Here is a 21323-nt window from a genome sequence, read left to right on the forward strand (position 1 = left end):
GTTGCGCATCCCCCGAGGCTCGCTCCGCGCAATTCCCTTCGACTCCTTGATCGATGCGTCGAGGGGACCGGATCGGCCGCGACGAACCCGGCGCGGTTCGTGGTAGCTTCACGGTTCGACCCTCGATCGTTTGCTTCTTCTATGAGAGGCGCTTTGCCCGGTGCTTCGCGAAACCGTCGGCCACCTCCGCGACCTGCCGCGGTATCGGCAAATCCTCTCGACCCTGCTCCGTTACGGATATCAGGACGTCGTTGCGGCCATTCACATTGAGGGCCTCGTCCGTCCGCTGGAGCAAATCGCGCTGGGTGAGGAGAACATCCCCCCGGCCGACCGCGCCATGCGGCTCCGGATGGTCTGCGAGGATCTCGGGCCGACCTTCGTGAAGCTCGGCCAGTTGCTCAGCACCCGGCCGGACCTGATGCCCGATTCGTACATCCAGGAGCTGAGCCTCCTGCGAGACGAGGTTCGCCCCTTTCCCTATGCCGAGGCCGAGGCCATCATCCGCGAGGATCTCGGCCCTCCCGAGAACTTCTTCGCCGCGATTGACCCGGTCCCTCTGGCGTCGGCTTCCATCTCGCAGGTCCACGCCGCGACCTTGCTCAACGGCCGCTCGGTCGTCCTCAAAATCCGACGCCCGGGGATCGAGAAGGTGGTCCAGGCCGACCTCGACATCCTCCGCAACCTCGCCCATCTCGCCGAGCGCCGAATTCCCTGGATCGCCGCCGCCCGACCGATGGCCCTGGCCAAGGAGTTCGAACGCAATCTCAAGCGAGAGCTTGACCTGAACGCCGAGCGCCGCACCATGCAGCGCTGCAAGTTGCAACTGGCGAAAGAGCCTCATGTCTATGTGCCCGAGACGATCGACAACCTCTCCAGCGGCCGCATCCTCACCATGGAGCGGATCGACGGCGTCGATATTGACGACCTCGACGGCATCCGAGCCCTGGGGATCACTCCCGAGGAGGTCGCTGTCCGGGGCGGAGTCCTCCTGGCCAAGCAAATCTTCACCTATGGCCTCTTTCATGCCGACCCTCATCCCGGCAACCTCCGTGTCTTGCCCGGCGGCATCGTCGTTCAGCTCGACTACGGCCTGTTCGGCCAGATGGACCTCCCCACCCGCGAACGCATTGCGGACCTCCTGCTCGGACTTATGGCCCAGGACACCGACCGCGTCATGCGGGCGCTCGACGATCTGGAAATCAGCGGCGAGGGGGTCGATTACCGCGCCCTCCGTCGCGACCTCGGCGAGATGGTCCTGACCTACTCCGAGCTGACGCTCGACAACATCGACCTCTCAAAACTCCTTGGCGAACTGGTGGCCCTGATCCGTAGCCATCACCTTCGCTTGCCTCCCGACCTGATGCTCTTGATCCGATCGTTGATCACCATTGAAAGTGTCGGCCGACACCTCGACCCCCACTTCGACGTGGCAACCCACGCCCGCCCCTACGTCGCCGCGCTGACCCGCAAACGCTATAGCCCGTGGCGATTGCTCGCCGCGGCCGGCCGAACCGCAGAGGATGTGCAGCGCGTGGCCACGTTGCTGCCCGAGGTCCTCGGCCAATCGCTCGAATCGATCCGACGCGGCGAGCTTCGGGTGACGTTCGACCTGCATAAATTCGAGCAACTGGTCAAGCAACTGACCCGGACCGGTAACACCCTGGCCGCCGGAATCGTCATCGCCGGCCTGGTCGTCGGATCATCGTTGATCGTCGATGCCGGGCCTCGCCTCCTCCCGCTCGGGGTGACCGGCTACGCGATCGCCGTGATCCTCGGCGGCTGGCTGCTCTGGAACATGTTCCGCCATTCGTAACGACCGTCACGATTGCGGCTTCCTTTGCTGGTCGCCGTCGGCTGGCCCAGGCGCCGAGCATGGCATAGGATAACCCGTTGGGCCTCCCACGCCGTCTCCCCGGACCCGTGCCGGAGCCGCCCTCACCCCCCCGTCTTGCTGCTCGATCCCACCGGGGAGCTCGCAATGCCCGTGACCGTCCGCTGCCCGAACCCGTCGTGCGAGCGGATCAACCGCTTCGACCCGTCGCTGGCCGGTCATGCCGTGCGCTGCCCAGTCTGCGGCTCGCGGTTCAACCTGGCCGACGTCCCTCCCATCGCCTCGCCGATCGGCGGCACCGGATCGGCCCAGACGCAAGAACTGACCACCCTGGTCAAGGGGGCCGAGGAACGGGCCCGGCCCGATCGGGAGCTGCCCCGCCAGGTCGGGCGTTACGTGATCAAGCGGGAAATCGGTGCCGGGGCCTTCGGCGCGGTCTACTGTGCGTATGATCCCCAGCTTGATCGAGACGTGGCGCTGAAGGTCCCGCATCCGGGGGTTCTGGAAGCCCCCTCGGCCGTCGAGCGCTTCCTCCGCGAGGCCCGAGCCGCCGGCAAGCTGCGTCACGGCCATATCGTGCCGGTCTTCGACGCCGGACAAGACGACCAGGGGCACGACTACATCGCCTCGGCCTACGTTCCCGGATCGACACTCGCGGAACTCTTGATCGACGGCCCTCTGCCCGCCCGCCGCGCCGCCGAGATCATTTGCGACCTGGCCGAGGCGCTCGAACACGCGCACGACCTGGGAATCGTCCACCGCGACATCAAGCCCTCAAACCTCCTGATCGACGCTGCCGGCGAGGTCCTGATCGCCGATTTCGGCCTCGCCCAGCACCGCGGGCCAAGCGATGCGACGATCACCGAGGTCGGCACGATCATGGGAACTCCCGGCTACATGGCCCCCGAGGTCGCCGCCGGCATCAACGGAGACGTCCCTCCGGCCAGCGATCAGTACAGCCTGGCCGTCGTGCTGTTCGAGTTGCTTTGCGGCCGTCGGCCGTTTCAGGGGCCGTCACACGTGGTCATTTACCGAAAGCTCGAAGAACCGCCCCCGTCCCCTCGGCAATTCCGCCCCGATCTCTCCCCAACGCTCGACGCCATCGTCCTCCAAGCCCTCTCCCGAAATCCGAAAGACCGTTTCCCGACCATCGGCGAATTCGCCCTCGCCCTCCGCTCGTGGCTCGACTCCGGAGACGACGCGCCCCTCGCCACCGAGTCGAACCGCGTCTCCTCAAGCTCCAGCGCTTCGCGCCTCGCCCCGGTGTCTCCCGAACCGGAGCCGAGGGATCTTCCTCCTCTCGTCCGCACACCCGAGGCTCCTCGACGGCGGACCTTACCGAACCTCTCTCCCGAACTCAGAATGGCACTGGTCACGCTGGCCATCTGGGGGCTCATCATTCTGGGGGTCGTCGTCCTGATACTGGCCCTTTCGGGCGATTCCTGACCCGATGGTGACCTCCAACACACCCCGGCGATCGCCGTTCATCAGGCGAATTCACCGAACATTCAGGGTGATTCGGCACGATCTCTGCATGAGAGTCTGGTATCCGTCGCTTCCGGGTTTCTCACGCAACTGCAACCTCAAGAGAGAAGGACGGCCCTCGATCGAGCGATGCTCCTCGATCCAACGGCCGACAGACTCATGATACGAGCGCTTTCCCTGCTGGGGATCGGTGCCGGCTTAATGTACTACTTCGACCCCGATCGGGGGCGTCGTCGCCGAGCCCTGGTCCGTGATCAGTTCGACCACCAGCTCCACCAGCTCGACACCCTTTCACGGAAGGCCGGTCGAGACACCCGGAATCGGGCTCAGGGGTTGGTGGCCGAAGGCCGAGCCCTGTTGACCAGCGATCATGCGCCCGATCGGGTCATCGCCGAGCGGATTCGGTCGGCCATCGGTCGGGTCGTCACCAAACCGAGCGACATTCAGGTATCGGTCCTGTACGGCCAGGCGACCGTCAGCGGCCCGATCCTTCCCGACGAGGTCGAGCCCTTGCTCGACACCGTCGCCTCGACCCGAGGGGTCATCGGGGTCGTCGACCACCTGCAACCGCATTACGGCTCCGACACCCTTTCGGCCCCGCTGCATGACCGTGTCCAGCGCCGCCGCAGTGCCCGACCCGATCCGATCCCGACCCAGTGGGACCCTTCCACCCGCTTGCTCGCCGGAGCCTCGGGCGGGGCCCTGCTCCTTGGCGGCCTCTCACGAGGCGGATTGCTCGGCCTGGCTGGCGGACTCGTCGGAGCAGGCTTGATCAGCCGATCCCTTGCCGATTTGCCGCTTCAAACCTTACTGGGTGCCGACGGCGGCAATCGGGCCTTCGAGTCGCACGACTCGATCACGATCCACGCCCCGGTCGAAGACGTCTTCGCCTTCCTGACGAACTACGAGAACTATCCCCACATTCTGCCGAACGTCCGAGACGTTGAGGCGATGGGGAAACACCACTGGCGATGGTCCCTGATCGGCCCCGGCGGGATGACGTTCGAGGTCGAGGACCTGATCACCCGATTCGAGCCGAACCAGGCCGTTGCCTGGCACAGCGCCGGGCAGTCGGAGCTGCATTACGCCGGAGCCGCCCGCTACGTCGCCGAACCCGACGGCAGCACAACGATTCACGCGTCGATGGCGTACAGTCCCCCCGGCGGTGCCCTCGGTCATGGCCTCGCCTGGCTGGCCGGATATTCTCCGAAACAGCAACTTCAGCAGGTGCTGTTGCGGACCAAATCGTTCCTGGAAACCGGCAAGGTTCCACACGACGCCTACGATCCAACGCCTCCCCCCGACCACCGCATCCGGGCCGAAGCCTGAGCCGCCGGCCCCTCGCTCCGATGCCACCGAGCGTCCTGTTCGCCGTCGCGGTCCTTCCAGGGGCCGCGACGCGGTGGGACCTCGTGACAACCCCTCGGGGCCGTGACTATCATGGGAACAGCGATCCCCCAACGGGCGAGGCACGACCGACGTCGCCTTCGCCCGGCTGCACCCTCAAGGTCCTTGCCCTCCGATGCCTCAGCCCCGCCTCGTCCCGATCGACCGTCCCGAGGTCGCCCCGCTGACCATCACTTCCCGGCTTCGCTCGCAACTCGTCTACTTCATGTCGGCGCCCGACACGCCGGGCCTTCCGCCCCTCGGGCCGAACGAATACTGGATCGCCCGCGAGGAGGTCGAGCGCGCCCTCGATGAAGGGGTCGTCCTGCTCGTCTCCCCCCTCGACACCGAGAATTTCACCGAGGTTGAGATCAACGAGGACCAGGAATCGCTCCTCGAATGGCTCCGCCAGCACGAGGTCCAGCATTTCCGGATTGATTCCTGAGGCGGCCGAGCCGCCTTCAATCTCCTCGTGCCTCGACCATCGCCGAGACGTCCACGGTATAAACATCCATCCCGCCGTCCCGATCGGAGACGAACGTCACCCCTCGGCCATCCGGGGTCCAGGTCGGCATCGTCGCTCGGCCCGAGTCTCCAGAAATGGCGACGGCGGGGGCATCGAGGTGGTTGAGGTCGAGCACGTAAATGGCAAACCGGCGATCGCGGTTCGAGACAAACGCAACGAGACGACCGTCGGGTGAAACGCTCGGATAATCGTCGAGCCCGGGGGAATCCGTCAGGCGAGTCAGGTCGGTGCCGTCGGGCCGAGTGCTCGCCAGCTCCAGGTTTCCCCATCGGTCGGTGGCAAACACGATCCGATCGCCCCGAGGCGACCAGGCCGGGTGCGCGTCGATCCCCGGGCTCTGCGTCAGTCGGACGAGGTCCGACCCATCCGCGGCTCCCGTGTAAATCTCCTGATTTCCCTCGTGGGTCGAGCTGAACGCGAAGCGCTCGCCGTCGGGAGCCCACGTCGGCCACTCCTGATGAGAAAGCCGACCGCCCCGGTCATCGACCACCACGGTCAGTTCCTCGGTGTCCCGATCCAGCACCGCCAGATCGCAATTCCCCTGCGTCCCCGATCGCGGAACGATTGTCAGAAGCATCCGGCGGCCGTCGGGGGCAAACACCCCTTGATATTCCGGGTCGGTCCGTTCGGTCACCCGGCGCGGCGGCCCCGGAGGCTGCGCGGGCATTACGTACTGCCAGATGGCCGATCCGCCTTGATCGGCCCGGCCAAAGGCCAGCTCCGTCCCATCCGGCGACCAGATCGGGCGGATCACATCACGACCATCTTCGGTGAGTCGCTCAATCGTCCCCTCGGCCCCGACCATCGCGGCCGAGGCGACCAGGACGCCGAGCTTTGCCATCACGCCCAACCGTTTCGTCCTTTCTCAACCAAAGGACTCCCCGCCTTCCGCAACCCGCCCATCAGGTGCCTGGGCCGTTGCATCGGAACGCGGGGGGTCGGATCAGAACAGTTCAGCGATGGGCTCCCCTCGATCGACGATCGCCCTCGGGCGGCCATCCTTTTCGAGGTAGTGGGCGTCGAGAGGCACGCCCATGTGCTTGTAGATCGTCGCGGCAAGGTCGCCCGGAGTGACGGGGCGGTCCTTGATGTGCCCGCCGTCGGGCATCGACGAGCCGATCACCTGGCCGTGGTTCAGGCCACCGCCGGCCATGCACATCGACATCACGCCGGTCCAGTGGTTCCGGCCGTCGGTGCTGCCCTGAGTGCCAAGCTGGGGCGTCCGGCCGAACTCGCCCTGGGCGATCACCAGCACGTCGTCGAGCAGGCCGAGCCGTTCCAGGTCATCGACGAGGGTCGTAATCAGGTGGTCGAACAGCGGCAGCAACGGCCCAAGCCCCTTGCTGATGCCGCCATACGGCGGGATGTTGTCGCCGTGGGTGTCCCACGTCCCCGAGGCCCGATGGTAGCTCAGATCAAGCGTCACGAACGAGACGCCCGACTCGACCAAGCGACGGGCGAGCAGCGCCTGCTGGCACCAGAGGTGCTTGCCATAGCGATCGCGGATCTCTTGCGGTTCCTGCTCCAGGTCGAAGGCATCTCGGGCGCGCCGTCCAGCGATCAGCTCGATCGCCTGGCGGCCGTAGTCGTCCATCGCATCCACCGAGGGAGACGATTCGATCGCCCGTCGGGTGTCGTCGAACTGTTCGAGCAGCGATCGACGTCCTCGAATCCGTTGTTCGGTCAGGCCGCTGGGCAGGTTGAACAGCTCGGCGTTGGTCATCTTGCCGGTATCGACGCCGACGTTGGTGTAGATCGGCAGCCGAGCGGCCTGGTTGGCGATGAACGGGTCGTATTCCTTGCCCAGAACCCCGGCATAGGCAATGTGCGTCCGAGAGGTCTGGAAGGCGACGTACGGCGGCATCCCCGGATGGTTCGCGCCGCGGTGCTTGGCCACGACCGAGCCGATCGCCGGGTACGAGTCTCCCCTCGGGTTGATCCGAGGGGCGGCTTCAAGGTTGCCGGTCTGAAAAACCTTGTTCGGCTCGTGGTTACTGTGCGCCGCATCGACCGATCGCAGGATGGTGAACTTGTCGAGCATGGCCGCCTGCTTCGGCAGGTGCTCGCAGATGTGAACGCCGGGCAGGGCCGTCTGAATCACACCGAAGGGGCCGCGGTTCTCATAAGGGCGATCGGGCTTCGGGTCCCAGGTGTCGATCTGGCTCGGGCCACCGGCCATCCAGAGCAGAATGACCGCCTTGCGACCGGCGATCGGCCGGCCGGCGTCCGACGCGGCGGCCCGCTGGCGAAGCAACTCCGGAAGCGTCAGACCCGCGATCCCGGCCATGCCCGCCTTGAGCATGTTGCGGCGGGTCACGAGCATCAGGCCTTCCCGATCGGTCGCGTTCAGGTGGCGAAAGGCGTGGTCGTGGCTGTGGCCGTGCGGCTCCATCGGCATCAATCTGCTCCCGAAAGGAGGGAGCCCGACTCCTCGGTTGCGGGGCGTCGATCGGGAGAGAAGCACGCCGAGCACCGCAAGGATCGGGCCTTGGTTCGGTCGGTTGGGTCGGGTCAGGCAAGGGCCTCGGAAATCACCGAAGCCTCGGGCACAAGCGGAAGGGGACGCCCCTGGCGGTCGTGCCACTCGCTGCTCGGGTCGATCCCCAGCAGATGCACGATCGTCGCCAGAACGTCCTTGGGAGAGATGGGTCGATCGACCGGGTCGGACGCGATCCGGTCGGACTTGCCGACGACCTGTCCCTGGGCAATCCCGCCGCCGGCCATCAAGAGGGAGTAGCAGCGCGACCAGTGGTCGCGGCCTCCTCCGCCCGCGATGTTGCTGATCCGGGGGGTTCGGCCGTGCTCGCTCAGAACGACGACGAGCGTCTCATCGAGCAACCCGCGCTGATCGAGGTCGAGCAAGAGGCCGGAGAGGGTCTGATCGAGCCCCGGCATCAGCTCGTCCTTCATCCGGGGGTAGTGATCCCAGTGGGTATCCCAGCCGTAGCCGGCCAGGCCGTACTCGTCCCAGAAGACCGAGACGAACCGGCCCCCGGCCTCGACCAGGCGGCGGGCGGTCAGGCTGGCCTGGCCGAACAGGGTCATGCCGTAGAGGTCCCGGGTCGCCTCCGACTCCTCCGACAGGTCGAACGCCCTCGCGAGCTTGCCGGATTGCATCATGCCGAAGGCCATCGACCGCTGGTCATCGACATTGCCAACGCGGTCGATCATCGCGTCCAGGCCGGGCCGAGCCTGCTCGATCTGCTGGAGCAACGATCGGCGGCGGTCGAGGCGGTCGAGCGTCAGTTCGGGGGGGCGGCCGGTCACCTCGGCCAGGCGGAACCGACTGTCGGGCGTGATGCCGCGGTACAGCTCGGGTCCTTCCCAGGTCTTGCCGGCGAGGGTCTTGCGGGCCGAGACGGTTCCCGTACCTTGAAACTCGGTCCAGACCGGGTCGTACGACGGGCCGAGGAACCCGCCGTACGGGCCGGCTCGGGCCACCTCTCCCGTGCGCTGGGTGCTAAAGGCCCAGGGAAGCGCAATGTTTCGCGGCACGGGGGGCACAAACCCTTCCGGCGCCTGGAGCCGGTCCATCGCATCGACGGCCGAGCCGATGTAGGGCCAGTGGGCGGCGTCTCTCGGATTCAGCTCCATCGGAAGCTCGATCCGGGGGATCGCCGTGGTGGCGAAGGCAACGCCGTGGATCGGGTACGGATGCGTGACCGACCGCAAGACGGTCACGCGGTCCATCACCTTCGCCATCCGGGGGAACCCTTCGCCGATGTCGAGCCCCGGCACGTTGCTCGGGATCATCCCCAGGTCGCCGCGCACCTCGTACGGGGCGTCGGGCTTCGGGTCGAACGTCTCAATCTGACTGGGAGCGCCGTACAGATAGAGCAGGATGCACGACTTCGCCCGACCAAATCCCGGAAGCCGGGAGACCGACTCCGAGGCGACCGCCGGTCGAGCTGAAAGACCGGCCCCCGCGCCGAGTCCGAGCAGACCGAGCGCCCCGACGTGCATCAGGTCGCGGCGTGTCATGCCGTCGCAGAGCCGCTTCGGGCCACCGAGGACTCGGATCATGAGACGATCTCCCTCCCTTTCGGGCCGAGGTGGGTTGCTCCCGCCCCCGTGTTCAACAGGAGTGCAACACCTTCTCGTTGTAGCAGAAGACGGGGTGAGGGGGAAGACATTGCCAGGGGTGATCGGCCTGCGCGGTGGCACCGCTCGACGGGTTGGGGGGCTTCTCGGGACCAGCGCGATCGGCGCGGGCCATCGAGCGGTCAGGCAACCGATGGCTCAGAAGATCCAGGAACCAGACGACCAGAGAGTTGGGACAGGCTGGCCTGTCCTGCCGCTCATAACCCTAGCGATTGCGTGTTGACGTCGAGGCCGGTTCTCTCTCCTGCCCCGCCGTCGTGGCCGCTCGACTCTGGAGCGAAGCGCGGCGCCCTCGTTGAACGGTGGACCGGGGCCAAGAACGACGCCCCGACCCCTTCAGATTTCTGCGAATCGGAGCCCTGCGATGCGACTCGTGACTCCGACCAGGCTGTTCTTGCTGGCAATACCGATGGTCGCGATGACCGGGTTTGCCGGAATCACCGGGGCCGAACGCTGGCCGTGGAATCGCGACCACCGCCCCGAAGGGCCTCCGGTCGCGAAGGTCGTTCGGCTGGACTCGCAGTCCCGCTTCGGCCTGACGGTACCCGGCCAGATCAAGAGCGCCCAGTACACGATGATCGAGTGTGAGGTCGAGAACATCAGCGGCGCCGGCTTACCCACAACAAGTGGCGGGGGCGGCGGCGGTCGCCGAGGCGGTCGCTCGGAGACACCGGCGGGCCTGACGATCATCAGCCTCGTCCCCGAAGGAACGTATGTCCGTGCCGGTCAGGTGCTGGCCGAAATCGACCCCTCGCGCTTCGAGGAGATCGCCCGACTCTTGCGGATCCGCGTCGAGGAGGCCAACGCCGTCGAGGCCAAGGCCCACTACGACCTTCAGGCCGCCGAGATCGCCCTGTCCGAATACCTCGATGGTGTCCGACTGGAAACCTTGATGCAACTTGAAGGGCAGGTCGCGCTGGCCAAATCCCAGGTTCAGCAACAGCGCGACCACCTCGACTGGACCAACCGAATCCTACCCCTCGGTTACGTGGCGCTCTCGGCCGTCCGAGACGAGGCCATCTCGATGCTCAGCGCCGAGCTTGCGCTCGACCGCGCCGAGCGTTCCCTGTCGGATTACCGAAGCTACACCGAACCGAAGCTGACCCGGCAACTTGAGGTCCGGCTCGAACAGGCCCGAGCGACTCACACCTTCGCCCAGCGTCGCCGCGAGCTGGACGAGGAACGCCTGGCCCTGGCCGAGCTCCAGATCGAACGGTGTACGATCCGGGCCCCCCACGACGGCCAACTCGTCTATGGCACCACGAGGGACGATACGCCCATCCGCCTGGGGCTGGAAGTGTATCGCCGGATGAGACTCTTCATGCTGCCGGACCTGGAACGCCCCGTGGTCGAAGCCCAGGTCAATCAGACTCAGATCTGGATGGTGTCCGAAGGCCAGGAGGCCCTGGTCCGGGTCGACGCCAAGCCGGGGCTCATCTTGCGGGGCAGAGTGGCGAAGGTGTCGCCGTTTGTCGACAACGAAGACCGCATGGCCCAGCTTTCCGGAATCATGCGCTACAACGTCCGGATCGACCTGGACGATCGGGAGCGGTTGCTCCCCGGTCTGAGTGCCGAAGTCGAGATCCTCATCCCGGCCAAACCGAACGCCTTGACGATCCCCTCCGAGGCCCTGTCCGTCGTCGGGAATCAAACCATTTGCTACGTCGTCGGCCCCAACGGGGTCGAACGGCGGGTCGTCGGCGTGCTGCCCGGCTCGATCGATCGGCTGCAGGTGGTCGAGGGCCTAGATGAAGGTGAGCAGGTCATCCTCGGCCCCTACGACCCGTCGTCAGAGCCCGTCTCAGCGCCACCGACCGACCTGCCTCAACCCCCTTCCGACGTGGTGGAAACGGTGTAGCCACGTCGCTGACCATCTGCCTTTCCTCGCGCCGCTTGCGGTGAAACGATTGAGCCTCAGGGATCCCTCTCCCCTGCGAAGCGGGGAGAGGGTTGACGCCGGCCTCAATCGTCTCAAGGCAATGGCCTTGAACGGCTCAAAGGTTGCTCAGGCGTCCGGTCGAGTCGCCGAAGCGGGGCAAGTCGTCGACGCCCATCAGGTCGGCCATGCTGAGGAACAGGTTGGCCATCGGCTCGGAATTGTGGCGCACGTAGCGCCCGGTCGTCAGGGCACCGCCGCCACCGCCGGCTAGCAGGATGGGCAGATTGTCATGGGTGTGGCGGTTGCCGTCGGCGTTGCCGCTGCCGTAGACGATCATCGTATTCTGCAAGAGCGAGTTGCCGTCGGCGTCGGGGGTCTGCCGCAAGCGGTCGAGGAAGCGGGCGAACTGCGAGACGTACCATCGATCAATGTCGGCGATCTTGTCGATCCACTCTTGCCGGTTCTGGTGGTGCGAGAGGTCGTGGTGCCCCTCGGACACGCCGATGAAGTCGAATGAGCGATTGCTCCCGTCGTGCGCGAGCAGGAAGGTGGCCACGCGGGTCGAGTCGGTCTGGAAGGCCAGCAGCATCATGTCGTACATGAGCTGAACATATTCGCCGAACTCCGGAGGAACGCCCGGCGGCGTGTCGATGCCCGGATCGGCCGGGGGGCCGAACTGCTCGGCCTTCTCGATGCGGGACTCGATCTCCCGGACCCCGGTGAGGTACTGGTCGAGCTTGTGCCGGTCTTCGGAGTCGAGCCGACGCTGCATCGAGCGGGCCTCGTCCATCACGAAGTCGAGAACCGATCGCTGTTCGAGGCGTCGGCGTTCGAGGTTCGCCTGCCGCTGATCCGGCGGGCCTTCGCCAAAGAGCCGCTCGAAGGCGAGCCGGGGGTTCGACTCCGGTGCCATCGGCGTGGTCGGCGATCGCCAGGAGAGGTTGAACTGATACGCGCAGGCGTAGCCCGAGTCGCACGCCCCGGAGCGTCGGCCCGGCTCGCACGAGAGTTCGAGCGACGGCAGGCGGGTCAGGTGGCCGATCCGCCGGGCAATGGCCTGGTCAATCGAGACACCGGCCCGGATGTCGGTCGCGCTCTTGTTCAGGCGAACGCTGGTCAAGAACGTGCCGTTGCCTCGGGCATGGTCCCCCGCGCCGTCGGGTCCGGCAGTCGCATTGATCTGGTCGAGTCCGCCGACGATCTGCACCAGATCGCGCACCGGCTCCAACGGTTCCAACGTCCGGCTCAGCCGAAGGTCAGCCCCCTGGGCCGGTTGCTCGGGCCACCAGTTCGAGGGAATCGCCCCGTTCGGGAAGCAGACGAAGGCACTGCGCAGCGGAGCGCCCGAGGCGGTCGTGCCCAGCGCCTTGACGCTCGGTGCCGAGGCGGCCAGGGCTCCGGCGGGTCGCAAAGAGGCGAGGGCCGGCAACGCCACGCACGTTCCCAAGCCTCGGAGGAACCGTCGGCGGCTGAGATCGGCGACGGGGCCGGGGGCGATCGGATCGTTGCGATCGGTCATGACCTTGAGTTCCCCTTGGGGTTCGAGAGAGATCGACTCAGTCGGTTCCGAGGTTCCGGTCGGCCGGATCGGACCGTTCGACGGTGGTCTGGCCCTCCGGCCCGCGCCGGCGCTGGAAGGGGGCCGATTCAATGATCCCGAGAATCAGCTCCGAGGCTCGCCCATCGTTCGCCTCCAGGCGATCGACGAGCGTCTCAACGGTTTGAACGTCATGATACTCAAGACCTCGCCCAACGGCATAGGTGAGCATCTTCTCGACCAGACATCGGTAGAAGTCCCGGCGGCGGTCCTCCGCCAGGATGCGCTTCAGATCCTGCACGCTCTGGAACGGCTCACCGGTAATCAGGACGCCCGAGGAGTCGATCGGGCCGGTCCGTTCGACCTCGCGGTACATCCCCAGGGCGTTGAAGTTTTCCAGGGCCAGGCCGAGCGGGTCCATGCGGTTGTGGCACGAGTTGCACAGGGGGTCGCTGCGGTGCAGCTCCATCGCCTCTCGGACCGACGGAACCCGCCCGCCGAGGTCCTTGCCCGCTTCCTCCAATGAGGGAATGTTGGGCGGGGGCGGGGCTGGCGGAGTCCCCAGGATGTTTTCGAGAATGAACAAGCCGCGCTTGACGGGGGAGGTGCGGTCGGGGTTCGAGGTGACGGCCAGGATGGTCCCCTGGGTCAAGATGCCGCCTCGGGGGCTGTCGGGCGGCAAATCGACCCGGCGCATCTCGTTCCCTTCAACCCCCTCGATGCCGTAGTGCCGGGCGAGCCGTTCGTTGAGGAACGTGTAGTCGCTGTCGAGCAGCTCGATCAGGCTGCGATCCTCTTGGATGATGGTTTCGACGAGCAGCTCCGTCTCCCGACGCATCGCGATCCGAAGGCCGCGGTCCAGCTCGAACTGGCGGAAGCGGTCGCGGGCGCGTCCGAACTGCTCGCGGACCTCGTCCAGCTCGGTCTTCTCGGCGTCGGTCAGGTCTTCAATCGGTTTCCGACGCAGTTCTCGGAAACGCTCGCGGCGGGCCTCGGCCTCGGGGTCCGGCGGCTCGTCTCGGGAAAGGACGGCGAAGGCGTTGACCGGGATCGAGTCGATGTTGCGCACCTGAAGCCACTGGCCGACGAAGTTCCGGACGAACTGGTTCGAGCGTTCGTCCTCCATCATCCGCTCAACCTGCTGCATCAAATTCGCCCGAAGCTCGCCCCGATCGGCCAGGGCGAACAGCTCGTCATCGGGCATGGTTGACCAAAGCAGGTACGAGAGGCGCGAGGCCAGGGCGTACTCGTCGATCCTCGGGTGCGGCCCCCGATCGCCCGGTTCGATCCCTTCCTCGCGGAACAGGAAACGCGGCGAGGCCAGCACGGCCACCATCGCCTGGGAAACCCCAGCCTCGTAGGTCGCCCCCGGTTCGGCGGCGATCGTCAGGGCCAGGTCGGTCAGACGGTCGGCGGTTTCGTCCCCCACGGGTCGGCGGAAGGCTCGGGTGGCGAAGCGACCGAGGAGGTCTCGCGTGGAGCGGCAACGCTCGACCGGATCGTCGGGGACGGGGCCGGTGATGATCGGATCAGCCCGGCCCACAATATCCTGCGCCGCGGCGATGTAGCGTTCCATCAGCAAGGGGGAGATGGTCAACACGTCGGCGATGGTGTCGAAGCCGTGGCCGGTATCGTCGGCCGGGAATTCGGCCTCGGCGTTGAAGTCGACCCCCATCAGGTCCCGAATCGTGTTGCGGTACTCGGTCCGGTTGAGCCGTCGGACGGTCACGCGGCCGGGGTCGGGGTGGTCGGGGTCGAGTCCGAAGGCGTCGAACGTGATCCAGTCGAGCAGCAGTTTCCGCTCCTCGTCCGACGGCTGGGGATGGTCGGACGGGGGCATGATCTCGGCCTGAACATTCTTGAGCACGGCGAGCCACGCGTCCCGAACCTCGGGCTGGCTCCCGTCCTCGGCATCGGCCAGGGCTTCAAGATCGACGTTCCCCTTGTTCACCCCGAGCGCATGGCAGGCATAGCAATTGTCTTCGAGGATCGGGCGGATCACCTCGTCGAAGCGGTCGTCGGCCGACGCCTCGGCGATGACCGGCCCGGCCCCGAAGACCAGGACCAGGGCAGGAAGCCCTCGGCCCGCGGCGTGGCCGACGACGGCCCGGATGCGGTTCAGACTCATCTCGAAGATTCGCATGGCGTTTGCTGGATCGTCGTTCACCGGGACCAAGGGGTTGGAACGTCCGTCAGACCGAAACAGAACTCCCCAGAGAGTCAAGCGTCATCGAGGAGAATCACGCGCCCTTTTCTCATCGGAGTGTTGAACCTTCGAACGCAAGCCGATCAGCTCTGGGCCCGACGCCGAATGCTCGGGAAGCCGGTCTCGTCTCTCGCAATGTATTCATACGGCGGGGTTTCGGCGAACTCTTGCCAGGGTTGATCGAGGTCGGGGAAGACCTCGAAGTTGGCCGAGACGCCGTGAATGAACAGCCGGTAGCGGAGGTCGAGCGGGTGCTCGACCGCCACGCCGTAGGCTTCGGGATGGGAAAAGGCGGCTTCCATCCAGCCATCACGGCGCACGTGCCAGTGGGACGGGTGCCGCGGGTTGTCCGGGTGGTCGAAGTAGGTGATCCCCTCGAAGACGCCGGGAGCCACCGGCCCGGAATAATCGACCCAGCGGTTGCGCGTCTCGAAGATGGCGTCCTCGCCGATCCCCCCTTCCGACCCGGTCAGGCGACCGCCGCCGAACTGCTCGGAGATCGACTTGGCCAGCCGGACGCCCAGGAAGCCGAAGTTCGTTTTGCCCAGTTCGACCGGTCGGCCGTCGGGCGAGGTGAACCGTGATTGCAGGTCGAGGGCGTAGCATCCCTCCCAGGTGGAGCTCGGCTCGACGGCGGCAATGAGGAACTGCGACAGGCGATTTTTGCCGTCGGCGTACCAGTCGATCTCGGCGGCGAAGGCGGCCCACTCCGGGCCATCCTCGTACCAGAGGACTCGCTTGTGCCGCACCTGAATGTCCGTATTCGACACTTCTCCCCAGAAGTTGATGTCGTCGACGAACTGGTGGCCGAACCAGACCGAGCGATGATGCTCGTGCCCGACCGGGTTCGGGTGGCCGATTCGCGTCAATTCTCGGCCCGACGGCCCCAGCACCGGGACGAAGCACGGGCGCGGCTTGCCCGGCTCGAACTCGTAGCCGACCACCTCGCGGCCGTCGATCCGGAGCGAGGCCCGCTCAAGCTGGGGGATCGCCTGGCACCTTGGGAAAACGAAGTCGGTGGCGTCGGATCGGGGCGAGCGGCGTCCGGTCATGGCTGGTCGTCCGGTTCGGGTTCGGATTCAGGTTCAGATTCGGATTCGGATTCGGGAGTGTCGACGCGGAGGGCGTAAAAGGGGCGTTCGCGGTCGAGAATCAGGACCGTGCCGGCCATCGCGGCTTTCCCCTCGGAAAAGAGCCGGGCGGAATATTCCTGCCGAGACCGGGGGAACTGGATTGAAAAGCGCACGGCCGGATCGGTGCCGGGTTCGACCTCGCCGACAACCTCGTACGCGGTCCCCGTCTGGTCCGATCGCAGGCGACCCGTCACGGCCCGGCCGTTCACCGCAAGGTCGAGCGTGCCGGTCTGCGAGCCGTCGGCATGCAGCAGGTAACGGCCGGCGTAATCGGTGGGCACAATCGCTCGGCCAGGGGAGGGAGCCCCCGGTCGAGGCTCGGCGAACTCGGGGCCTTGATTCAGCACAAAGAGCGAGGCGCCGCCGATGGCGTCGAGCCTCGGCTCTCCGTCCTCGGAGCCGACGAAGGCAAGGTCACCCCCCTGCCCCTCCGGGACGACCTGGCCGGAGTCGAGATCGAACCGGAAGCCGTCGAACAGCATGACGTTCTGCCCCTGTGCCAGGCGATCGGGGGCCGCGCCTCCTCCGGCCTCGAAGGTCGCAAAGCGTTCCAGGATCAGGATGGCGACCGGCTCGGGCCGATCGTCCGGGTCGGCCCCTTCGGGAGGCGGGGGGGACCAGAACCCGGGAGCCACCAGCACCCGACTGGGATTGCCCTGGTCGGTCTCGACGACGACAACCGGCGACCGGACCCCGGCCAGCACATTCGGCAGCGCCAGCAGGTCGTTCAGCGTCAGGTGGTCGCGGGCCTCGGCTGCGGCGGCGGTCGGAATGGCGGCGAGGGTGCGGCCTTCGAGGCGGTCGAAGTCGTCGGCCAGGGCAATCGACGGTATCAGGGCCAGCAGCGCAATCGAGCCTTGGCGGCGGATCATGGCGAGCGTCTCCAAAGCCAAGGGGCGGCGAGTGCCTTGCAAGGCGGATGACTGAGCTCTCGGTCGGATCGGCCCCCCCTGCCCTTCGGCCATGATAGACCCCAACCCGGATCGCCTGCCACGGAGCCGCGCCTGACCTGGGCATTTTTCGGAGAGATGGGGGCATCGTCCTTCCGAGCTGGTTAGCACCGTCGCATGATGACGCAAGAACGTCCTGAACGAAAGTGAGCCGTTTCGAGGAAATTCAAAAAAATTCAAAAATTCTGAACGAATAGGGATCGCCTGGCCCATCGAAACTGGGTAATCTCGACGATGTGAGACTCCCGCTCGGGTCGTGCCGGGAGCCTCGTCGGCCGGGGCGGCCGGCGCGCACGTGCCGGCCGCCCGCCGACATTGCGAGAGGGTCGGAGGGCCGCCATGCTTGATCTCGGAGCGACCACGGGCCGGACCTGCCGGGGCCCGTCGCGACGGGCGCTGTTGCAACTCGGATCGCTTGGCGCCCTGGGCCTGACCCTCGGTGATTGGCTGGCCATGCGAAGCTTCGCCGGCCCAACGGCCCCGGCCCTCGACGCGCCGGGCAAGGCCAAGGCGGTCATCGTCCTCTGGCTCTGGGGAGGTCCGAGCCACCTCGACACGTTCGACCCGAAGCCCGATGCGCCTCTCGAATATCGAGGGCCGTTCGACTCGATCGCCACGCGGGTTCCCGGCGTCCGGATCGGCGAGCTGTTGCCCAACCTGGCGGATCGGGCGGACAAATTTGCCCTGATCCGGTCGATGCATCACGAGTCGAACGATCACGGCGTCGCCGGCACGATCGCCCTGACCGGCAGCATCTCCGGAGCCATCAACCTGGGCGGCGCCACCTCTGCCGGAGCGTTGAAGCCGAGTACCGGAGCCATCGTCGCCCGCCTGGCCGAACGACAGCCGGGCGGCTTGCCGCCGTATGTGATTCTGGGAAACCCGTTGCATCAAGGGCACAAACGGGTGGTCGGCGAGGGGGGCGGCATCCTCGGCGCAGCCTATGATCCGTTCCGGGTCGATTACGAGCCCGGCGTCGGTCCGGTCTTGCCCGACGTCCACCTGCCCGACGGGGTGGCCGCCGACCGCATGGCCGCACGCTGGGAGCTGTTCGAACGGGTCGCCCCAGGCGGTGCCGACGCCCGATCGACCGCCGCGATGGCCGAGCACTATGCCCTGGCCCGGCAACTGATCGCCTCGAAGGACAGCCTCGAAGCGCTGGAGATCGACCGCGAACCGGAGCGCATCCGCCGAGCCTACGGCCCGCACCGCTTCGGCCGCTCGTGTCTGATCGCCCGGCGGCTCGTGGAAGCCGGCCTGCCGTTCGTGCAGGTCAACTGGAGCACCCACGTCGAAGGCCCCGAAGACGCCGGCGACGGCGGCTGGGACATGCACGACCGTTACTTCGCCATCATGCAGGATCGCCACGGCTGGATGTTCGACAACGCCCTGTCGGCCTTGCTCGACGACCTGGACGCGCGCGGCTTGCTGGAAACGACGCTCGTCGTCGCCGTCGGCGAGTTCGGCCGGACGCCGAAGATCAACGAGAAGGCGGGACGCGACCACTGGAACTCCTGCTACTCGGCCCTGCTGGCCGGAGGTGGGATCCGGGGCGGAACAGTCATCGGCGCGTCCGATCGACGGGCCGAATTCCCGAGCGAGCATCCGGTTCATCCGGCTGACCTGTCGGCCACGATCCTCGATCGCCTCGGCATCGGTTCCGCCGAGCTGACGAGCGTTGGCCTCACGCCGATGGGGACTGCGGTTCAGGGGTTGACCTGACCTCAATGCACACGCCACGGAGAGGGTGAGGCAATCGCCGCGGCTTGAAACGCAGGCAATTGATACCGGGCCCATCCCTCACCACCTGGAAGGCGAAGGATGGGCCCAGCACGGCATGATCAGTTTTCCATCACATGATCAGAGGGCTTGACCCCTTTTGTGAACGCATTGAAGCCGAAGGGGGTCGGGTTGTACTCGCCGACGAGGTCGACCTTCGTTCCTCCTTCGGGAATCTGGTCTTCCATGCCCAGGCACCAGTAGGCGGCGTTGACCAGGAGGCGCCGCAAGCCTTCGCTCAGCAAATCGACGGATGAGCCGGAGGTTGTGGTGAAGATGCGAGCGTCCTTGAAGGTTTTGGTCCAGGCAATCGGCATCATCGGGTCATTCTTCTCCCCTTCGACGGGAGGATCGTCGGGGCTCATGCCGGCGACGACCTGGCCGAGGATCAACGGTTGGCAGTCTCCGGGCAACGGAAGCGTGACGCCGTAGACATCGGTCGGCCCCCAGATGTCGCCATCGGAAATGCCTCGAGTGATCGGGTGCTCATCGGCGCCGGGGGCGATGATGCCTCGGGTGCTTTCCGACCCGTGGGCGCCGTGGTGGCTGATCCACGTTTCTCCCAGCACCTGCCGACCGAACCCGCCATCCCACTCGTTGCTCCTCCAGGAGTAGTGGTCATAGGTCGATCCTTCAGGCAGGTTGAAGGCGTGGGTCGAGGTCCGCATGCCGATAATCGGCTTGCCGGATTCGACATAGTTGACCACATGCTTCATTTGCTCATCCGGCAGTGCACGGAAGCGCAGGCCCATGATCACCAGATCGGCGTCGTCGAGCGATTCAAGGCCGGGGATGTTGCTGCTGAAGTTCGGGTCGATCTCGCCAGTTTCGGGATTGATCGCAAAAAGAACCGTGCATTTGAAGCCGTGATGAGTCGCCAGAATCTTGCCGAGCTGGGGCAAGCCTTCCTCGGAGCGGTACTCCTCGTCTCCCGAGATCAGGACGATGTGCTTTCCCTCCCCCGGGCCGGAGCCTCCTTCGTAGACGACCCAGGGATCGTCTGCCAAAGCGATTCCGCCCAGGCAGAGCATGCCGAACATTGCAGCAGCGTGCAGAAGTCGAAACATCAGCATTATTCCTCGATGGGGTGACAAACGAATTCCGAACCTTGTGAGAACGCACCGACCTGATCAAAGAGTCCAGGGAGCCCGATAGGGACGGGAGAGCATGGCGTTGGCCTCGTCGTCGTTCTGGAAGCGTTCGGCGACGGGGTCCCAGGTGAGCGGCCGGCGGAGCTGGTAGCCGATGACGCCGAGGTGGCAGACGGTCGCCGTGCGGTGCCCGACCTCGGCCGAGGCCACGGGGCGGGCGTCGCCTCGGATCGAGTCGAGGAAGTTGTCATAGTGACTCCCTTGAGCGTCGATTCGTTCGGCATCGTCGGGCAACGGTTCGGCGAGCGATTCGGGCTCGGTGGCGAACCGGGAGCGGGCGACTCGGATAATCCCCTCGGTCCCCTCAAAGGTGCAATCGTCGGGGCCGCCGTGGATCATCTCGACACCGTTGTCGTACACGAACCGCAGGCCGGTGTTCCCCTCGGCAGGCGGCTCGATGGCAACCGGGCCGGACTCGTGTTTCTTCAGGGCCCACTGAGCGATGTCGAAATGGTGGGCTCCCATGTCGGCGATGCCACCGTTGCCATAGGGGGCATAACTGCGCCAGTCGGGGAAGTGGTTGTGGATGCCTTTCGGGCAGAGGATCTCGTTGTACGGGTGGAACTCGGCCGGGCCGACCCAGAAGTCCCAGTCGGTTCCTTCGGGAACGGCTTGCTCCTCCAGATCGACGGGCTTGGGAGGGCCGCCGACGCCAATCCGGATCGTCTTCACCTCGCCGATCCGGCCGTTCCAGACCAGCTCGACGGCTCGGGGGAAGTTGCCGCCGAACTCACCGGGGCTGCGCTGCTGGCTACCGGTCTGGAAGGTGATGCCGTTGCGTTCGACGGCATCGGCGATGGCGCGGCCTTCGGCGACGAAGTGGGTCAGGGGCTTCTCGCAGTAAATGTGCTTGCCGGCGTCGGCGGCCATGATGCAGGGGATGGCATGCCAGTGGTCGGGGGTGGCGATGATGACGGCGTCGATGTCGTCTCGGGCCAGAAGCTCGCGGAAGTCGTGGTAGGCCTCGCAGCCGGAGAAGGACGCGGAATCGTCTCGCTTGGCGATGGCGTCTTCGATTCGCTTCCGGGTATCGTCGCGGCGCTCGGTGACGACATCGGCCACGGCGACGACCTGGGCATCGGGTCGACGGGCCATCCGAACCGCCAGGCCGCGCCCCTGAATGCCGACGCCGATGACGCCGAAGGTGATCCGGTCGTTCGGCCCCACGCGGGGAGCGCGGGCAAAGGCCGGGGCTGCCGACAGGGCGAACCCGGCGGCCAGCGAACTGCGGAGGAAGCGGCGACGTGAGGGTAAGGTAATCGGCTTCGGTCGGGACATCGTCATCAAGGCTCCGTGGCCAGAGAGGAATGAGACGCTCGGTCGGGACTGCCCCTTAGCGGTGGCTCCCTTCTGGCATTA

16 protein-coding genes are annotated in these 21323 nt (G+C 66.2%); 6 read left to right on the forward strand and 10 right to left on the reverse strand.

The window, feature by feature from the left end; translation table 11 throughout:
• Positions 1–160 precede the first annotated feature (160 nt).
• The 4 genes from GA615_RS21395 (at position 161) to GA615_RS21410 (ending at position 5147) form a co-directional block, all read left to right on the forward strand.
• Positions 161–1813, forward strand: a complete 1653-nt coding sequence (locus GA615_RS21395) for an ABC1 kinase family protein (protein WP_152053362.1) — start codon at positions 161–163, stop codon at positions 1811–1813.
• A gap of 165 nt (positions 1814–1978) precedes the next feature.
• Complete coding sequence (locus GA615_RS21400; protein WP_152053363.1) at positions 1979–3277, forward strand: serine/threonine-protein kinase; 1299 nt, start codon at positions 1979–1981, stop codon at positions 3275–3277.
• A 198-nt stretch (positions 3278–3475) separates the two neighbouring features.
• Positions 3476–4645: an SRPBCC family protein gene (locus GA615_RS21405; protein WP_161602474.1), complete on the forward strand. Its 1170-nt coding sequence runs from the start codon at positions 3476–3478 to the stop codon at positions 4643–4645.
• Between the two features lie 193 nt (positions 4646–4838).
• A complete protein-coding gene (locus GA615_RS21410; RefSeq protein ID WP_152053365.1) occupies positions 4839–5147 on the forward strand; it encodes a hypothetical protein in 309 nt (102 codons plus the stop codon).
• A 16-nt stretch (positions 5148–5163) separates the two neighbouring features.
• Here GA615_RS21410 and GA615_RS21415 read toward each other — a convergent pair whose 3' ends face one another.
• The 4 genes from GA615_RS21415 to GA615_RS27615 all read right to left on the reverse strand — a co-directional run bounded on the left by GA615_RS21415 (position 5164) and on the right by GA615_RS27615 (position 9459).
• Positions 5164–6069: a TolB family protein gene (locus GA615_RS21415; RefSeq protein ID WP_152053366.1), complete on the reverse strand. Its 906-nt coding sequence runs from the start codon at positions 6067–6069 to the stop codon at positions 5164–5166.
• A gap of 102 nt (positions 6070–6171) precedes the next feature.
• Positions 6172–7626 (reverse strand): DUF1501 domain-containing protein, encoded by a 1455-nt coding sequence (locus GA615_RS21420; RefSeq protein ID WP_152053367.1) that lies wholly within the window; start codon positions 7624–7626, stop codon positions 6172–6174.
• A 113-nt stretch (positions 7627–7739) separates the two neighbouring features.
• Positions 7740–9251, reverse strand: coding sequence for a DUF1501 domain-containing protein (locus GA615_RS21425; protein ID WP_152053368.1), 1512 nt, complete (start codon positions 9249–9251; stop codon positions 7740–7742).
• Between the two features lie 52 nt (positions 9252–9303).
• On the reverse strand, positions 9304–9459 hold the full coding sequence (locus GA615_RS27615) for a hypothetical protein (RefSeq protein WP_161602475.1): 156 nt from the start codon (positions 9457–9459) through the stop codon (positions 9304–9306).
• Between the two features lie 234 nt (positions 9460–9693).
• On the opposite strand from GA615_RS27615, the gene GA615_RS21430 reads away from it, so the two are divergent.
• Entirely contained in the window at positions 9694–11187 is a 1494-nt protein-coding gene (locus GA615_RS21430; protein ID WP_152053369.1) for an efflux RND transporter periplasmic adaptor subunit, read from the forward strand.
• Positions 11188–11323: 136 nt separating this feature from the next.
• On the opposite strand, the gene GA615_RS21435 is transcribed toward GA615_RS21430, so the two are convergent.
• From GA615_RS21435 to GA615_RS21450, 4 genes are all read right to left on the reverse strand, one after another.
• Entirely contained in the window at positions 11324–12727 is a 1404-nt protein-coding gene (locus GA615_RS21435) for a DUF1552 domain-containing protein (RefSeq protein WP_152053370.1), read from the reverse strand.
• A 37-nt stretch (positions 12728–12764) separates the two neighbouring features.
• Positions 12765–14873, reverse strand: coding sequence for a DUF1592 domain-containing protein (locus GA615_RS21440; RefSeq protein WP_161602476.1), 2109 nt, complete (start codon positions 14871–14873; stop codon positions 12765–12767).
• A gap of 161 nt (positions 14874–15034) precedes the next feature.
• Positions 15035–16003, reverse strand: coding sequence for a DUF6807 domain-containing protein (locus GA615_RS21445; RefSeq protein ID WP_152053372.1), 969 nt, complete (start codon positions 16001–16003; stop codon positions 15035–15037).
• Positions 16000–16956: a biopolymer transporter ExbD gene (locus GA615_RS21450; RefSeq protein WP_152053373.1), complete on the reverse strand. Its 957-nt coding sequence runs from the start codon at positions 16954–16956 to the stop codon at positions 16000–16002. Before GA615_RS21450 ends, GA615_RS21445 begins: the two co-directional genes overlap by 4 nt.
• Positions 16957–17373: 417 nt before the next feature.
• Here GA615_RS21450 and GA615_RS21455 point away from each other — a divergent pair, with 417 nt between their 5' ends.
• Positions 17374–18756, forward strand: coding sequence for a DUF1501 domain-containing protein (locus tag GA615_RS21455; protein WP_152053374.1), 1383 nt, complete (start codon positions 17374–17376; stop codon positions 18754–18756).
• A 119-nt stretch (positions 18757–18875) separates the two neighbouring features.
• Here the strand turns inward: GA615_RS21455 and GA615_RS21460 are convergent, their stop codons facing one another.
• On the reverse strand, positions 18876–19880 hold the full coding sequence (locus GA615_RS21460) for a ThuA domain-containing protein (RefSeq protein ID WP_152053375.1): 1005 nt from the start codon (positions 19878–19880) through the stop codon (positions 18876–18878).
• A gap of 63 nt (positions 19881–19943) precedes the next feature.
• Entirely contained in the window at positions 19944–21242 is a 1299-nt protein-coding gene (locus GA615_RS21465) for a Gfo/Idh/MocA family protein (RefSeq protein WP_152053376.1), read from the reverse strand.
• Positions 21243–21323: the final 81 nt, after the last annotated feature.

Source organism: Tautonia marina (assembly GCF_009177065.1).
GTDB lineage: Bacteria > Planctomycetota > Planctomycetia > Isosphaerales > Isosphaeraceae > Tautonia > Tautonia marina.

Coding starts and splice junctions, on each gene's coding strand:
- GA615_RS21430 (WP_152053369.1), top strand. CDS start 9,694: ATGCGACTCGTGACTCCGACCAGGCTGTTCTTGCTGGCAATACCGATG.
- GA615_RS21445 (WP_152053372.1), bottom strand. CDS start 16,003: ATGACCGGACGCCGCTCGCCCCGATCCGACGCCACCGACTTCGTTTTC.
- GA615_RS21465 (WP_152053376.1), bottom strand. CDS start 21,242: ATGTCCCGACCGAAGCCGATTACCTTACCCTCACGTCGCCGCTTCCTC.
- GA615_RS21435 (WP_152053370.1), bottom strand. CDS start 12,727: ATGACCGATCGCAACGATCCGATCGCCCCCGGCCCCGTCGCCGATCTC.
- GA615_RS21425 (WP_152053368.1), bottom strand. CDS start 9,251: ATGATCCGAGTCCTCGGTGGCCCGAAGCGGCTCTGCGACGGCATGACA.
- GA615_RS21410 (WP_152053365.1), top strand. CDS start 4,839: ATGCCTCAGCCCCGCCTCGTCCCGATCGACCGTCCCGAGGTCGCCCCG.
- GA615_RS21405 (WP_161602474.1), top strand. CDS start 3,476: ATGATACGAGCGCTTTCCCTGCTGGGGATCGGTGCCGGCTTAATGTAC.
- GA615_RS21415 (WP_152053366.1), bottom strand. CDS start 6,069: ATGGCAAAGCTCGGCGTCCTGGTCGCCTCGGCCGCGATGGTCGGGGCC.
- GA615_RS21420 (WP_152053367.1), bottom strand. CDS start 7,626: ATGCCGATGGAGCCGCACGGCCACAGCCACGACCACGCCTTTCGCCAC.
- GA615_RS21460 (WP_152053375.1), bottom strand. CDS start 19,880: ATGTTTCGACTTCTGCACGCTGCTGCAATGTTCGGCATGCTCTGCCTG.
- GA615_RS21400 (WP_152053363.1), top strand. CDS start 1,979: ATGCCCGTGACCGTCCGCTGCCCGAACCCGTCGTGCGAGCGGATCAAC.
- GA615_RS21455 (WP_152053374.1), top strand. CDS start 17,374: ATGCTTGATCTCGGAGCGACCACGGGCCGGACCTGCCGGGGCCCGTCG.
- GA615_RS21440 (WP_161602476.1), bottom strand. CDS start 14,873: ATGAGTCTGAACCGCATCCGGGCCGTCGTCGGCCACGCCGCGGGCCGA.
- GA615_RS21450 (WP_152053373.1), bottom strand. CDS start 16,956: ATGATCCGCCGCCAAGGCTCGATTGCGCTGCTGGCCCTGATACCGTCG.